General features: G+C 65.6%; 14 protein-coding genes and 1 pseudogene. 11 read left to right on the forward strand and 4 right to left on the reverse strand.

Annotation, left to right across the window (positions count from 1 at the left end; all coding sequences use genetic code 11):
- Positions 1-1,664: 1,664 nt before the first annotated feature.
- The 4 genes from K4G64_RS17525 to K4G64_RS17540 all read right to left on the reverse strand — a co-directional run bounded on the left by K4G64_RS17525 (position 1,665) and on the right by K4G64_RS17540 (position 6,215).
- On the reverse strand, positions 1,665-3,809 hold the full coding sequence (locus tag K4G64_RS17525) for a tetratricopeptide repeat protein (protein ID WP_221756976.1): 2,145 nt from the start codon (positions 3,807-3,809) through the stop codon (positions 1,665-1,667).
- 63 nt (positions 3,810-3,872) lie between these two features.
- A complete protein-coding gene (locus K4G64_RS17530) occupies positions 3,873-4,283 on the reverse strand; it encodes a tRNA-dependent cyclodipeptide synthase (protein WP_221756977.1) in 411 nt (136 codons plus the stop codon).
- Between the two features lie 496 nt (positions 4,284-4,779).
- A complete protein-coding gene (locus K4G64_RS17535; RefSeq protein WP_221756978.1) occupies positions 4,780-5,424 on the reverse strand; it encodes a YdcF family protein in 645 nt (214 codons plus the stop codon).
- A complete protein-coding gene (locus K4G64_RS17540) occupies positions 5,421-6,215 on the reverse strand; it encodes a GntR family transcriptional regulator (protein ID WP_221756979.1) in 795 nt (264 codons plus the stop codon). The genes K4G64_RS17535 and K4G64_RS17540 overlap by 4 nt, the downstream gene beginning before the upstream one ends.
- A gap of 591 nt (positions 6,216-6,806) precedes the next feature.
- Here K4G64_RS17540 and K4G64_RS17545 point away from each other — a divergent pair.
- The 11 genes and pseudogenes from K4G64_RS17545 (at position 6,807) to K4G64_RS17590 (ending at position 14,204) form a co-directional block, all read left to right on the forward strand.
- A complete protein-coding gene (locus K4G64_RS17545; RefSeq protein ID WP_221756980.1) occupies positions 6,807-7,076 on the forward strand; it encodes a DUF6284 family protein in 270 nt (89 codons plus the stop codon).
- Positions 7,073-7,519, forward strand: coding sequence for a Pycsar system effector family protein (locus K4G64_RS17550; RefSeq protein WP_221756981.1), 447 nt, complete (start codon positions 7,073-7,075; stop codon positions 7,517-7,519). Before K4G64_RS17545 ends, K4G64_RS17550 begins: the two co-directional genes overlap by 4 nt.
- The gene (locus K4G64_RS17555; RefSeq protein WP_308122417.1) at positions 7,516-7,794 is read left to right on the forward strand and encodes a DUF6303 family protein; all 279 of its coding nucleotides are present in this window, start codon (positions 7,516-7,518) and stop codon (positions 7,792-7,794) included. The genes K4G64_RS17550 and K4G64_RS17555 overlap by 4 nt, the downstream gene beginning before the upstream one ends.
- Positions 7,791-8,651: a protein spdB gene (locus K4G64_RS17560; protein WP_221756982.1), complete on the forward strand. Its 861-nt coding sequence runs from the start codon at positions 7,791-7,793 to the stop codon at positions 8,649-8,651. The genes K4G64_RS17555 and K4G64_RS17560 overlap by 4 nt, the downstream gene beginning before the upstream one ends.
- Positions 8,651-8,986 (forward strand): annotated as a pseudogene (locus K4G64_RS17565) (RRQRL motif-containing zinc-binding protein). The gene K4G64_RS17560 and the pseudogene K4G64_RS17565 overlap by 1 nt, the downstream one beginning before the upstream one ends.
- A gap of 2 nt (positions 8,987-8,988) precedes the next feature.
- Positions 8,989-9,306 carry a hypothetical protein gene (locus tag K4G64_RS17570; protein ID WP_221756983.1) on the forward strand — a complete coding sequence of 106 codons (318 nt, stop codon included), beginning with the start codon at positions 8,989-8,991 and terminating at the stop codon, positions 9,304-9,306.
- Positions 9,307-9,308: 2 nt separating this feature from the next.
- Positions 9,309-9,476, forward strand: a complete 168-nt coding sequence (locus tag K4G64_RS40200) for a pRL2-8 (protein WP_260460585.1) — start codon at positions 9,309-9,311, stop codon at positions 9,474-9,476.
- A 145-nt stretch (positions 9,477-9,621) separates the two neighbouring features.
- On the forward strand, positions 9,622-11,739 hold the full coding sequence (locus tag K4G64_RS17575; protein ID WP_221756984.1) for an FtsK/SpoIIIE domain-containing protein: 2,118 nt from the start codon (positions 9,622-9,624) through the stop codon (positions 11,737-11,739).
- Positions 11,740-11,942: 203 nt separating this feature from the next.
- Complete coding sequence (locus K4G64_RS17580; protein ID WP_221756985.1) at positions 11,943-12,407, forward strand: hypothetical protein; 465 nt, start codon at positions 11,943-11,945, stop codon at positions 12,405-12,407.
- Positions 12,408-12,498: 91 nt separating this feature from the next.
- Positions 12,499-13,362: a hypothetical protein gene (locus K4G64_RS17585; protein ID WP_260460586.1), complete on the forward strand. Its 864-nt coding sequence runs from the start codon at positions 12,499-12,501 to the stop codon at positions 13,360-13,362.
- Complete coding sequence (locus tag K4G64_RS17590) at positions 13,359-14,204, forward strand: bifunctional DNA primase/polymerase (protein WP_221756986.1); 846 nt, start codon at positions 13,359-13,361, stop codon at positions 14,202-14,204. The genes K4G64_RS17585 and K4G64_RS17590 overlap by 4 nt, the downstream gene beginning before the upstream one ends.
- Positions 14,205-14,206: the final 2 nt, after the last annotated feature.

Here is a 14,206-nt window from a genome sequence, read left to right on the forward strand (position 1 = left end):
TCCGACCTGGGGTTTCAGTGGAGCCGCCTTCGGGATTCGAACCCGAGACCTACGCATTACGAGTTGTCCGATCTCGATGCGGGGGTGTCCACCGATGTCCGCCAGACGGGCTCCGTTCCTGGTGAGCAGGGATGGCGGACTTCAGTGGACGATCGCGGGCGCTAGCGGAACCTGCGGGTATAGAGACCACAACTGAGACCGTCCTGATCTCGATGTCAGCACGAAGAAGCTCCGAGCACTGCGGTAGCTCTGGAGTTCCTCAACTCACCTTCGTGGATGAGCAGCTGCACCAGCACCCACGGTGCCCTCTCTGAGCAGGGACAGGGCTGTCGTCGACTGTCGTCATCTGTCGGTGTTGGCCGCCCTCGGACGGCCCACAGACGGCCCAGCCCTCCGAGGGAGGGGTTGTCCGAGGGCCCGCACCAACGGGCAGCAGCCAGGAGCGTGTCGCCCGCCATGCGGACCGCTCGATTGCGGTCATACCGGTAGCACGAGGATGTAACTGGACGCGACCGTGCCGTACTCCGCTGCCGTGCCTCTTATTGGCGGACCGCGGCAATGACTTCATGAGTTCGAGATCAGCAATCCGGGTGGCGCCGCGATAGCCCTTAGGCCCTACGCCCTGTCGGTGCGCGCACAAGAGCAGGAGCATCGGCTTCAAGGGCCTCCTGAACTTTTGTGACAAAGAGCATTTGCTGCGCTTCGAAGGCTCTTTTTGCGTCTCTTCTGTGAGCTAGGACCATGAACGGGTCGGGCTCATCGGCGGGGGGCGATCGGACAGCGTCCATCACAGCTGCGGCCTTCCAGAACAATTCCTCACCGCATTTCTGCATCGACAGGGGGCCAGCAACGGCGATGTTGAGTACGGTTCGTCGCGCCTCCCGCCACGCGTCATCGGCAGGAGCCCACAGCGCGCTCCAATCCAGGCTTGCATAGTCACCAGAGAGCCGAGCGTCCATGGGCGCTTGGACCTCGGCAATGAGGTGCTCGCAGGCCACAAGTAGGTCGGTGTACGCCTTCTGGCGGTGTTCCCGCAGCCAGTGAGCGTGCTCCGCGACAGCCTGGGCTCGTACCTGCCGAAGCGTTGCCCAAGCAGAGAGGCCAGCACCGCCGAGAGCTCCAAGCAAAGTACCGCCAATTCCCAGTGCGGCGATGAATGCTTCTGATTGCATGTGTGACAGTTTGCTCTTTGGTCAAGCTCGGCGGCTAGAGGATCACGTGTGTTTTCTGACTTCGGGAGGGCAGAGCTAGGGGTGCTCCTTCCGACACCGTTCTCATGGGGTGGGGCGCTTGACGTCGGCGGGTATCAACGGCCGAGGCGGGAGCAGTCTCGAGGGAGAGACAGCGACTGGCAGGAAGCCACTGCCTGACGGGCAACCCTTCGAGGGAGACAGTCTCGTGGGGGCTCTGGGGTGGCTAGCCACCGTACGCGCGGGTGGCTGACCTATTACTGCTTGTCGTCACCCGACCGGTGCCCCTCTCCCGTGATGCTCGTCCCCACAGGCGGTGCCGCGTCGGTTGCCGCCCAACTCTTCCGTACGAGGTCCGCGGCCGGCCCTTTAGGGCTGCCGGGCCAGGCGTACTCACCCATCGCTCGATCATGACGCCCTGGACGAATAGGGCAGGGAAGGCGCCAGGGAGCGAGTTAGGCAGGGACTATTGGCTCAGCGAACCCTACCCTTAATAGTCTTCGTCAATTCCTCAAGTGCTGAAATACTCAGCTCATCCATCCCGTCGACACGCGCCTTCTCGATCGACTTGATAGCTTCGCTATGCCGCCCGACGTGGGTAAACAGAACGGCAATCTGAACATGGCGCATACTAAGTTCCAGGGGGCTTAGGTCCTTAGCGGTCAAGAGTGCCCTTTGGGCCAAGCGCAATGCAGTATCGTGCCGTCCTGCAGAGTGATAAATATCTGCAAGAAGTTTGACGCTCTCGCTGGTGATGCCATGTTCAGGACCAAGGGTTTCTTCGAAAATAGGCAAGGCTTCTTTTGCCAGTTTAACGGCCTTGACGATGTTGCCGCCACTCTTGTAATAAGCGTTGGCGACGTCGCGCATACGGATGGCGACCAGAGGGTGCCGCGGGTCCAGTTGTCGTTCTGCTATGCGTAGCGCACGCTCTAACAATGGAATTGCCTTGCTGAACTCATCTAGATACAGATGAAGATTTCCCAAATCTGCCAACCGGAGAGCCGTCTCGTGATGCTCGCGGCCGAACGTCTCCTCGGCCATCGAAACAGATCTCTCGATGAGAAGCAGAGATTTTTGTACGTCCCCGGCCATTCCGTAAGTGCGGCCTAGTTGACCAGTCATGACTGCCAACTCTTCGTTGCTAGCGCCACAAGACTCAGCCATATCCAGGGCACGTTCCTGGAGTTCAATTGCCTTACTAATTTCACCAACATCGCGAAATGAGGCCCCAGCATTACTCATGGCGGCTACAGTCGTTAGGTTGTTTTCGCCGAGCAGTGAGACTGCAACATCCATGGCGACCCTCCTGAAGTGGAGCGCCCTTCGATAATTTCCCTGAATGCTCTCGAAATTACCGTAGGCATGGCATGCAGCACCGTATTCCTCCGTCCAGTCCTCTGGCGAGTAGAAATTTGCTATGGAAATAAAATGTGGCGTCAGTCTGCGTAGCAGCGGCCATTTATCAACGTGATCTGCAGGATTCGGAACTATTTGAGCAAAAATCCAGTCAAAAGCGGTGTCGCGCAAAGACTTCCCTAGCTCAGGGTGCGACAACATGCCCATTACTAGAACATTTCGCACGAGGCGATGGATGTGCACTGCTTCAGGTGTCAATGTCACCATGCTGAATGAAGCAAGCAATCCTAGGTAAGCGTCGAAATCGTCATCACCGTTCAACTCCTCTATGATCACGCGCGGTATATCGTCGGGTGCATAGAAAGCGAGTATATAAAGGCATTCCACGGCATCCTGGCTGCGCTCGGCCAGCGCAGCCATTGTAATATTCCAAACCTTAATAGTGGCTTCTTGCTCCTTATCGCCTGCTGCTGCAGAATTAAGCATTTGAGCAGGACTCTTCAGGAGTTTCTCCATGTATCGAGATGGAGAAATCTGGGTCTGCAACATGTATGCGGCGGCTTGATCGAGGGCAAGTGGAAGAAATCCAAGGAACTCAGCTATCTTGCTAATTGCTGTTAGGTCGACGTCGTTGTTGAAGTCGGCGATTTGAGCTATTAGTTCGATTGCTTTTTCTGACGACAGTACGGGAAGTCGAATAGTGTCTATTCGGCGAGGCCAGCGAACATCACGTCGTGTAGTAATAACTACCTGACCGCGACCATGTAGCTTACCCAACAGGCTAACTACGTGAGCAGGTTCGCTGACATTGTCGAGGATGAGAAGCCAGTCGTGGTTCTGGTTCAGCCATTCAATCGACCAGTCGACAGCATCTTCGAGTGACAGGGCACTCACTGGGGTGGAGGTCAAGCGGCTGGTCAGTGACAAGAGTCCCGAACTGATTTGGTCCGGGGTCTCGGCAGTGATCCACCAGGTTAGAGACAATTCTTGTTGCTGACTCTCGGCATGCTGCAAAGCCAACTCTGACTTGCCGACACCGCCCAGGCCGAAGATAACGTGTCTGGTTGACCCTTGCTTTCTCGCCTCTTGCAGATGGCGAAGTACGTCACCGCGCCCCAGGAACACTTCTGTGCCTGGCCGGGGCAACCTAGTAACGGGATTTGTGACGATAACTTCATCTGGCGACAATAGTCGCGAGGAGGGTTGCATCATGAATACTGGCTGATCGCCTGTATTGATGATACCGAAGTTTGAACCCACTGCTGCTGAGCGTGCACCTGAGGCGTGCGGTGGGTTAGCGTCTGGTTTATGTGGCATGAAGCGCTACCCGTGAAGTTTATTATTGTCGCCCGTTGCTGCCACACCGTTGTTCGTTCCCATGGCGATAGAGCGATCGCCACTTGCAATGATGGACTGTGAGGTAGTGGCGACCTGCTGGCGCAACCAAGTGACTAGCTCTTCGTCTGTATCCAAGACCTTCCTTATTTCTCGGCGCAGAGCAGCGAAACTGTCCGCGTCGTTGGGATCTTCGAGCAAGTCAACGAGGAGATCTGGATTTGCTTCATCATCAGCCCTAGCCCCAAATACGCGCTGAAGTAGTCGACGCCCAGCATTGACGGTGGAGGTTGCTGCCTCCTCCTGGGTGCGCAGCAGAACGGCGCTTCCGTACGCTCCTAGTGCTGCCATCGCCAGGGGGGCGGCTGCGTTTGCCAATTCCGCAATCTCGCTGCTCATCTGTAAAGACTCCTCGCTTGTGGGCTATCTAACCGATCTTAGGCACCAGTCGCTGCCTGTTGGTGGCGGTCGCCGAAATAGCTCACCCTCCTCGTCCCGTCGGTGATCTTTTGCGGTCACATGCCCTCGACCCATCACCCACCTTCCCCGACCCCCAGCCCATCTACCGCCAACCCACACACCAACTGCGTGTGTTCGGCTTTGCCTGGGTGGACGGTAACCGTGATGGGAGCTCCCCGCGCACGCCGCTACCCCGCCGGCACTCGCGAACGGCGCCCCGTCCACCTCGGAGCCTGGGCGCCCCCGCCGGACGCGTCGCTCTGAGCGTTGCTGCGCTTTGCGGTGATCGACTCATGGCCACCGGCCCTATCCACATGTGGGCACGCGTCGACGCAACGCGCAATGCGGGGGCGAAGGGCAGGAGCGCAGCCGGGGCTTGAGGAGGCAGGGAATGTGCAGAACGAAGCTCAGGATGGGTCTGCTGCCCGCCCTGGCATCACATGAGTCGGCTAGTGAACCCTTCGACGCACAGCCGCTCAAAGGCGGCTACAACGCTGTCTGGTACGTCCTGCTCGATGGCCAGACCCAACCTCGGGAAGACGAGCACTCGTTGCAGGGCGCCCACGATCATGTCGATCACCATGCGCGCGTCTCCGATCGAGTCGGCGTACTCCTCCAAGCCCATTGGTGTGGACGCACATACGACTTCGACCTCGGGCCACATCTTCCGCATCATGGCGTACGAGCGCCGCTCTTCGTATGGCTTGCTCACGAGCAGGACGGACGAGACCTTGACGTCGGCCTCTGCCAGCACCGCTTTCGTGAACTCGATGTTCTCGCCGGTGTTCGTGGCCCGCGGTTCCAGGAGTACTGCGGACTTGGGCACCCCAAGCTGCAAGGCTCGCTCTCGGTAGTGGACAGCCTCTCCGCGCGGCATGCGCGGCCGGGTCGTGGGACTGGTGGCCCCGGTGAAGACGATGACCGGCGCCATGCCCTGGTGATACAGCCCCGCTGTCACGTCAGCCACGCCAAGGTCGTGACTGCCCAGCCCCACAGCCACGGAACATGGCCGGGGGGCATGGTGCATGAAGTGGTAGTCCCACAGGAGTCGAGCATCCGCCCATGCCTGCGCCGAGATCATTCCTGCCCCTTCTTGTCCTGTGCCGAGTCCGGAACCTTGAAGTCGTACTCCCACGCGAAGCGAGAAGCCGCGTGGATGCCCACCGCGAACTCAACCACCGTGCCATCTGCGGTGTACGTGGTCCGGTGCAGCTCGACTACGGGCTCACTGGCGGGGAGTTGTAGGAGCTGCACCTCGTCCGCCGTCGGGACGCGGGCGAACAGTGCCTCCCTCATGTGGTCGATCTCGTATCCGGCGTCGTAAAGGACCCGGTACCCGCCACCACGGCCGGCCGGGCCCGGGGTGGGGTCGACGATGCGTGTCCCCTCGACGTGCTCCGGCCTGTAATAGCTGGTCAGGGTATGAGTCGGCTGTACCCCTTCCTTCACGAGCCGGGCGCGTGCGTACACCTCGGAGCCGACGGGGACACCCAGCCCCTCCGCTACGAGGCTGTCCGCCTCGACGCGGCTCACGGTCTGCGTCTGCTCGTTGCGCTTGTACGCGCGTCCCGATGCGACGCGGTCAGCGATGAACGCAACTTCGTCACCGTCGCGCCACTTCGCCTTGTCGTACCGGGCGATACCCAGCCGCTTGAGCGCAGCGCGCGGACGCACAACGGTGCCATGTCCGCGCGTCGACGTCACAAGGCCTTCAGCCTCCAAAGCCTTGTAGGCCTTGTGGACTGTCTCCTTTGAACCTTCCCCCGCCTCGACTAGCTCTCTGATCTGGGGCAGATGGGCGCCCGGCGGCAACTGACCGCTCTTGATCTGCTCCGCGAACCTGTCCGCCAGGTCGCGCCACTTCGGTGCCACGCAGAACTCCTTTCGACGCGAACCAGTGAAACACAGTCCTAGGACTGTTGACAGTCACATGACTGCGTGTCATCTTCTCCTCAGGCCGCTCACAGTCCTAGGACTGCGGGCCGGAAGGGTCCTCTTCGGGCTGCCTCCAGGTCGTGTGCGGTTCGGGATTGCTCGCTTCGTATGGGGCCCTGAACTGCTGGTTCCTTGAAAACTGAAGAGATTGCCCGGCGCCATGACGCGTCGGCGCCTCCGAGCAAGAGATCTGCGGAGGGGCGTCACAAGACCCGTCCTCTGGTCGCCCGGGATCAGGCAACAGCGATAAGCCGTAGGCCCTGTCTGTGCGACTGAGCACGCACCTTTTCCCATGCCTTCCTCACGGGGGACACGTGATCCATCCGCGCGCAGGTGACACAAGGGCGAAGATCGCGGGCCCCGAAGGCATCGACCGGTTCGAGTCCGGTCCGGGGCACTCCGGCCGCCGACCAGCGGCCACACCGCGCATGACGCGTGGATTTCCCTGCAACGGCGCGCACCCCCGGAGCTTAGGCCCTCCGGGGGTGCTGTTCGGGCCGTTCACCCTGCGAGAGGAACTACGACCCAATGAAGCACATCGTCACTGTTCAGGACGCTGTTACCGCGTTCGCCGACTTCATGGAGCCGACGAACGCGGAACTGGACGCGATCGAGCGCGAGATGCCCGTCATCCTGGCGGACGTCGACCTGTTGGACGCACAGATCATCACTCTGGACCGCACCCCGACCGAGCTGGATGCCCGGCGCATCCGCCGGGCCCGGCGCCGGGCGCTCGCCGCCCGGGTCACGCTGGTCAACCGCTCGGCCGGTGAGAGCCTTCCCGGGGGTGCCGCGTGAGCGCCACCGACCGGAACCTGGCCGCCGCCCACGCTGAGGTGAAGGCGGAGATTGCGCGGACGGACACCAAGACGGCGTTGCTGCTGGCTTTCGTCGGAGCGGTGCTCGCCGGTGCCTGGACGGTCGCCCGCGACCTGACCCTGACCGTGCCCGCCGTCGTCGCGGGAGCTCCCGGGCTGGCGCTGTTGCTGGTGGCGGCCGGTCTGCTGCTGCGGTCGGTGCGTCCGAACCTTGGCGGCCGGCACGGCTTCCCCCTGTGGGCCACGCTCACCGCTGACGAGATCGGCGCCTCCGTCGCCCGTGATCTGTCCGCCGATATCGCCGGACTGTCCCAGCTCGCGGTCGCCAAGTTCACGTGCCTGCGCCGCGCGGTCGACCTCACCCTGACCGGCGGCGCCCTGCTCATCCTCGCCGCGCTGATCACGGCGGGAGGCGCGCTGTGAACACGCTGACCGCGCAGATGGCGAGCAACGGCGGGCCGTGGCGCCTGTACGTCGTCCTGTACGGCGAGACCGAGTGGCCCACCGTGCGGTGGGAGTTCGGCCCGGTGCCCACCGGAGCGCAGCGTCGGGAGGCGCTGGCCTCCCTCGGTTACGAGGTCGCGCCCGGTGCGGAGTGGTCCTGGATCGAAGACAGCCAGAAGCACGACGACGACAGCACGCCGGTCGTCCTGATCGCGGCCGTGGACGTGCGCGAGCAGGAAGGGGCCACCGCATGAGCGCCAAGACCGTTCTTCCGGCCGTCGCGATGACCGCCGTATCCATGGTCCTGACCCTGGCCGTGGTCGTGATGTGGCTGAGCACGGCCGTGCCGTGGCCGGTGGCCGTGGTCGTCGGTCTGGGCATCGACGGCGGATGGCTGGCCACCCTCGCCTACGAACGCCGCCTCGCCGCCCAGGGCGACCACAACCGCACCGTGACCGCCGTCGGCTGGTCATTCGGCCTCATCGCCGCCGGTGTCCTGGTCGCCCACGCGCTCACCGCCGAGGACTCTGCCGGTGCGTGGCTGGCCGTGGCATGGCTGCCCATCGCGGCCAAGGCACTGTGGCTGGTCCACTCGATGTGGGAGCGGACCGCGCTTACCCCGAACGCGCTGGACGCCATCCGGGGCATCCAGCAGGAAGCCCGCGATCTGGCGGCCGTTGCCCGCGCCCGGCTGCGGGCGGAAGCGGCCACCGAGGAGACCCGGCTGACGGCCGTGACGGACGCCGGCGCCCGCGTCGCCCACGTCCAGGCCAAGACCGCGCAGACGCTCTCTCAGGCGTGGTCGACGCTGGAAACGGCCCGGCAGGGCGAGGAGACCGGCAGGGCGCTGACCAGCGTGACGAGCCCCGTCACACCCGGCGTCACGGCCCGCTGGGAACTGCCGGTGTGGGGCCCGAGTGAGCCGACCGGAGCACCCGCTCTGGAAGCCGTATCCGCCCTCACCGACGACGCGCTTGACGTACTGGTCGACGACATCCGTCACAGCCAGACCCCGGCCCTGTCGTACCGCGAGATGGCGGCCCGCTTCCGCGCGGCCGGCCACTCCGCATCCGAGGTCCGCTTACGGGCCGCCTGGAAGCGTGTCGCCTGATGGGCGCGCTACCGGTGTTCCGGTGGCGCCTGGCCCCGGACGGCTACGCCACCCGCCGCCAACTCAGGGCGCGCGGTCTGCGGCCCGGCGGTCAGGACGTGGCCGCGCACCTCGAACGGCCACGCCGCCGCTGGGAACCGCTGGTCGCCTACCTCTACCGCATCGACCTCGGCCGATGACCCCGGGCCGGTGGGCGGCGCTGGCGAAAGCGAGCGCCGCCCGCCGCATCTGCCCCGCCTGCCGGACGGATGCGGGCTACGTCATCCCCAACCTCGCTCGGCACCTGCGTGCCCTGCGCCTACCCCGACCCCGCCCACTCTTCGAGGAGCGTCTGACCATGCGCAACGCCGATATCCGCCGCCTGGACCGCGCGATCCAGACGATGACGAAGAAGCTGGAAGCGGTCCGCCGGGGTGAGTGGTGGCCGCTGAACGGCAGTGAGCGCCGAGCGATGGCCCGTGCCCTGGCCGGCGGCGCCTACAAGGTGGCCCGGGGCCGTAGCGCGGGCCGTGACGAGCAGCAGATGGACACCACCGGCAACGCCGCCGAGATGCGGCTGAACGCGGAACTCACCGCGCTGCACGCCGAACGGCAGCGCCTCACGACCGAGGCCGCCCGCGACAAGGCGGCCAAGAGGTCGTCGGGGTGGTGGTGACCATGCCCGGCAAGGACACGCCTCCTGGCGAGTGCCCGCAGTGCTGGCAACACGCCCACGACCGGCGCGTTCACCGCAAGTTCAAGCCGCGCGAGGACTGCCCGCAGTGCGTGGACCACATGGTCAACGGCTGCCCCTGCCTCGTGCCCAAAAAATCCCGCTGGTGGTGACCGCGCCCGCCGGCGCACAGCCCGCTGGCTGAGGCTCACCCGCACGTCTGTGCTGCCCGGGGTGGCCGCCCCTGCCACGGACCCGGCCACCCCGGCCATCTCCCTTACTCCCGCCCCCGAAGGGGCAGTCAGGAGCACTTCCAGCATGTCTGAGAACGTCGTCCACCTCCACAAGCCCACCGACCCCCCGGCCCCCGACACCGCCCCCACCGTGCTCACCGTCGTGCCGGACGCGCCGCCGGCCCGGCCCGTGCCGTTGTGGGTGCGCTCCGGACGCACCGTGAAAACCGCCGCCACCCACAAAACGACCAGGGCCACCGTCCGCGCGGTGGCCCGGCACAGCCTCTACACCTTCAACGGCGGCCGGATCTTGGCCCGTCGGGCCTGGGACGGCCGTACCGGCTCGCGTTATGAGCGGATGATCCGGGCGGCGGAAGCCGCGGGGAACCTGGAAGCGGCCGAAGAGTGGGAGGAGCGGTTGCAGCGCTTCCGCGCCGCCCGCCATCACCGCCGCATGGACCTCCTGCACTCACCCGTGGAGGCCGCGAAGGGCGTGGCTGTCGGCGCCGGCATGAGCGTCGGTGTCCTGGTCGCCCTTGGCGTCGTCATGGCTCTCAACACGGGCCACGTCGGGGACGTGGTCACCCCGCTCACGGCCACCATCGACTTCATCGCCCTTCTGATCCGGATCGTTCAGGTCGTGTGGGGTCCGGCGCTCACGATCGGCCCTTTCCTCGCCTTGCTGGCCCTGTGGTCCGTCGGCCGCAAGCAGCAGGCCGCCCCGAACTGGGCACTGCCCGCCAACGTCCGCAACGGCGAGGGTGAGCCGATCACGCCGTCCATCGTGGTCAAGGCCCTGCGTGACCTCGGAGTCCCTGCCCTGGCCCGCGCCATCAAGGAGATGGGCGACGCCGGCGCGAGCATGCTCGGGCCGATCACCATCGCTGGATGCGGTGTCGAGGTCGACGTGACCCTTCCGTCCGGGGTGTCCACCAATGAGGTCCAAAACAAGCGCAGGAAGCTTGCCGAGAACCTGACCCGGCACGAGCACGAGGTGTTCATCACGATCCCGCAGGCCGCGCGGACGGTGCGGCTGTGGGTCGCCGACTCGGGCGCGCTGGATGAGCCGATCGGCCCGTCTCCGCTGGTCACCGAAGACGCGATGACCGCCGACTACGCCAAGGGCAAGGCGCCCTGGGGGCAGGACCTGCGCGGGGACGCTGCGAGCTTGAGCCTGTATCAGCGCCACCTGCTCATCACGGGCCTGTCGAACCAGGGCAAGACCGTGGCCCTGCGCTCCCTGGCCCTGTGGCTGTCGCTGGACAAGTCGGTGCAGTTCCTCATGGGTGACCTCAAGGGCGTGGGCGACTGGGCCATGTTCGACGGGCTCGCCACGACCCTGATCCAGGGTCCGACGGATGAGCACGTGATCCAGGTGACCGAGATGGTCGAGGGCGCGGTGGACGAGATGAACCGTCGTATCCAGGCGCCGCCCGGCACCGTGTTCCCGCCGCTGATCGTGCTGGTCGACGAAGCGCAGGTGGCGTTCATGTGTCCGGCCAAGGACGAGGACAAGCGGCCCTATGGCGGGTCGAAGGCCAACTCCCGGTACTTCATGGCCGTCCGGAAGATCCACAACCAGGGGCGGGCCGTGAACGTGCTGATGTGGCAGGGCACGCAGGACCCGACCAACGAGAACCTTCCCAAGCTGGTCCGCGAGGGCGCCCACACCCGCGCTTCCCTCGCCCTAGGCACCGAGTCGCAGGCCCGGATGGCGCTGGGAGACAAGGCTGTCGACGGGGGCGCGGCTCCGAACCTGCTGCGTCCGGGTCTGGACCGGGGAACCCTGGTCGTTGCCTCCGACGGGATCACCATCCCGGCCGGACAGTCGTCCATCACGGTGCGCACGCACTACATCGACGACGACGCAGCTGAGGCCATCACCGACCGGGCCAAGGCCCTACGCGACGGCGTGACCACCCTGCACGCCATCGAGCGGGGCGAGGAACGCCACCCGCTCGCCGACATCGCCGCCGTCGTCGGCGACGCGCCCCGCGTGCGGACGAAGGACGTGTTGGCGCGGCTCGCCACGCGGAACGCGGACGCCTACGGCGGCTGGTCGTTCATCGACCTCAAGCGCGTCCTGGACGACGCCGGCGCCGAGCCGTACAAGTCCGACGGCGTCATGGTCGTCGCCCGTGACCGGGTTGCCCGCGCCCTCGCCAACCGCGACACGGACGGTTCCGCTTCCGCCGACGGATGACAGGGAGCCGACCCCCGACGGGTCAGGGAGGCAGGGAGAACTCCCTGAACGCTTCCCTGGCCCGTCTCCCTGGCCCTGACCTGCGCAAATGATCGTGCAGGGAGTCAGGAGGCACGCAGGTCAGACCCCCCGAACACCCCTCCACGCGGCACCCCGAAGGGGGTGCCGCTGCCTCCCTGACCAACGTTCGGAAGGGATTCCGCATGTACCCCGACCACACCCACGGCGTGCCCGTACAGCGGGCCGTGGAAGTCCACCAACCCACCCCGCTCCCGCCCGCCGTCACCGTCGCGGCGCCGGTCGCGCCGGTGCAGCCGGGGCACGTTCCGGCGGTGGCGAGCATCGTCCTGCCCGACGGTCGTGTCGTCACCGGATACGCCATCGAGCCGGCCCGCCCGGAGCCGGTCGCGGTCAAACCGGTCGTGTCCCGTACGGCCGTGAACGTCGCCCTCGGGGGCGTCGGCTTCCTCGCAGTGTGCGGCGGGCTGCTGCTGCTCACCTCATTCATCGCGGCCCTGACCGCGTTCATCACCCAACTGATCATCCTGGCCGCCGTGATCTTCGGCGGATGGATCGCCGTGCAGATCTTCAGCGCGAGCGGCCACCAGGGCGGCACCACGGTGAACATCCGTAAAGCCGTGATCAAACGCAACCACTTCCACGGCTAGCTACGCCAAGGGCGGCCCCCGTCTCACGCCAATGAATCCGGGGCCGCCCTTGTCCACCTGCCATCCAACTGACCTGTGGAGGTCTCCCAGCATGACGCAACCTGTCTCCATCCCGCGAGCCCTGCTGGCCGGAGCTCCCGCCGCGAGCGGGATGCGGTTCTACCTGACCACTCACAAGCGGCACTGGCTGCGCCTGACCGACGTGCCACTGTTCCTGAAGTCCGAGCACTTCGACCGCGCCGTCAAGTGGGACGAAGCTCAAGGGCCCTACGCCGTCGACTCGGGCGGGTTCATGGAGCTCAAGGACAAGGGCACCTGGACGCGTCCGCCCCGCCAGTACGTCGACTCCCTGCGCCGCATCTGGGAACACGTCGGCCCCTACGACTGGGCCGCCCCGCAGGACTGGATGTGCGAAAAGGCGATCATCGACGGCGGATGGTTCGGCGGACAGTACTTCGTCGGCACCCACCTCAGCGTTGCTGAACACCAAAAGCGCACGGTGGCCAACTTCCTCGAACTGCGCTCGCTGGCCCCGGACCTGCGCATCGCCCCCGTCCTTCAAGGGGACACCATCCCCGCCTACGAGCGGTGCGTGGAGCTGTACGAGAAGGCGGGGGTCGACCTGCGGCGTGAGCCGGTCGTCGGGCTCGGCTCGGTATGCCGGTTGCAGTCCACCCGCCAGGGCGCCGCCATCGTCACCGCCATGGCCGCACACGGCTTCAACCTGCACGGCTTCGGCTTCAAAATCCTCGGCCTAGAACGCGTCGGCCACCTGCTCACCTCCGCGGACTCCGCCGCCTGGAGCTCCCACGCCCGCCGCCGCCCGCCCCTGCCCGGCCACACGCACAAGAACTGCGCCAACTGCATCGACTACGCCCTGGCCTGGCGCGAGCGCGTCATCCGCGCCATCCCCACCCACCACCAAATGCTCCTCACCGACCGGAGCGCAGCATGAACCAACCCGCGCACCTACCTACCGCACTCGAAATCGCGGCAGCCGGCGTCCCGGTGCTGCCCCTGCGAGCAGGGAAAGTGCCATTCGGGAACTGCCGGGCATGCGCCAACAATGCGTGCGGTGGCCGGCCGAACATGAAAGCCCCGGGCCCCTGCACCTGCCCGGTGCCCTGCCACGGATGGGCCGCCGCTACCACCGACCTCCACGTCATCAACTCGCCGACGTGGGCGCGAGTGTGGCGGGAAGCGGCAGCCGTCGCCTACCACCCGGGCGGCGCCGGCCTGACCATCGTCGACCTCGACAACTCCGAAGCTCTCGCGTGGGCCCGTGCGACCTTGCCCGCCACCCGCACCGTGCGCACCACCCGGGGTGAGCACTGGATCTACCAGGGCGTCATGCAGTCCGCCAACGCCGTACGCCCCGGCGTCGACATCAAGTCCCTTATGGCATACGCCCGTTGGCTTGGACCTGGCACCGGCACCATGGCCGCGCTCCCGGACGCTGTACGCGCCCTGGCGGTAAAGGAGCCGATCCCGGCCCGCAGGCCGTCACAGACGCTCACAGCGACTCTGAGGGGCGGGCAGGGAGAGTGCCGTCACCGCACACCCGCCTACCTCGACCGTGGCATTGCCATGGCCGAGCAGCGCATCACGCAGGCGCGCGGCGAGATCCACGCGACGGTGTACCGCATGTTCCTCGCCGTGCTCTCTACCCACGGCCGGTGCGACTGCCTCACCGACGCCCACGTCGCCCGGCTGTTCACCGCTGCGCAGGCCAAGGGCGAATCCGTGCGGCACTGCACCGACGCGTGGACCAACGCCCGCACCGCACTGGGGATGTGACC

The sequence above is a fragment of the Streptomyces sp. WAC04114 genome (assembly GCF_019733245.1).
Lineage (GTDB): Bacteria > Actinomycetota > Actinomycetes > Streptomycetales > Streptomycetaceae > Streptomyces > Streptomyces massasporeus_A.

Excerpts from the sequence above, each read along its gene's own strand:
- K4G64_RS17530 (WP_221756977.1), bottom strand. The coding sequence starts at position 4,283 with ATGAGCAGCGAGATTGCGGAATTGGCAAACGCAGCCGCCCCCCTGGCG.
- K4G64_RS17535 (WP_221756978.1), bottom strand. The coding sequence starts at position 5,424 with ATGATCTCGGCGCAGGCATGGGCGGATGCTCGACTCCTGTGGGACTAC.
- K4G64_RS17545 (WP_221756980.1), top strand. The coding sequence starts at position 6,807 with ATGAAGCACATCGTCACTGTTCAGGACGCTGTTACCGCGTTCGCCGAC.
- K4G64_RS17560 (WP_221756982.1), top strand. The coding sequence starts at position 7,791 with ATGAGCGCCAAGACCGTTCTTCCGGCCGTCGCGATGACCGCCGTATCC.
- K4G64_RS17570 (WP_221756983.1), top strand. The coding sequence starts at position 8,989 with ATGCGCAACGCCGATATCCGCCGCCTGGACCGCGCGATCCAGACGATG.
- K4G64_RS40200 (WP_260460585.1), top strand. The coding sequence starts at position 9,309 with ATGCCCGGCAAGGACACGCCTCCTGGCGAGTGCCCGCAGTGCTGGCAA.
- K4G64_RS17575 (WP_221756984.1), top strand. The coding sequence starts at position 9,622 with ATGTCTGAGAACGTCGTCCACCTCCACAAGCCCACCGACCCCCCGGCC.
- K4G64_RS17580 (WP_221756985.1), top strand. The coding sequence starts at position 11,943 with ATGTACCCCGACCACACCCACGGCGTGCCCGTACAGCGGGCCGTGGAA.
- K4G64_RS17585 (WP_260460586.1), top strand. The coding sequence starts at position 12,499 with ATGACGCAACCTGTCTCCATCCCGCGAGCCCTGCTGGCCGGAGCTCCC.
- K4G64_RS17590 (WP_221756986.1), top strand. The coding sequence starts at position 13,359 with ATGAACCAACCCGCGCACCTACCTACCGCACTCGAAATCGCGGCAGCC.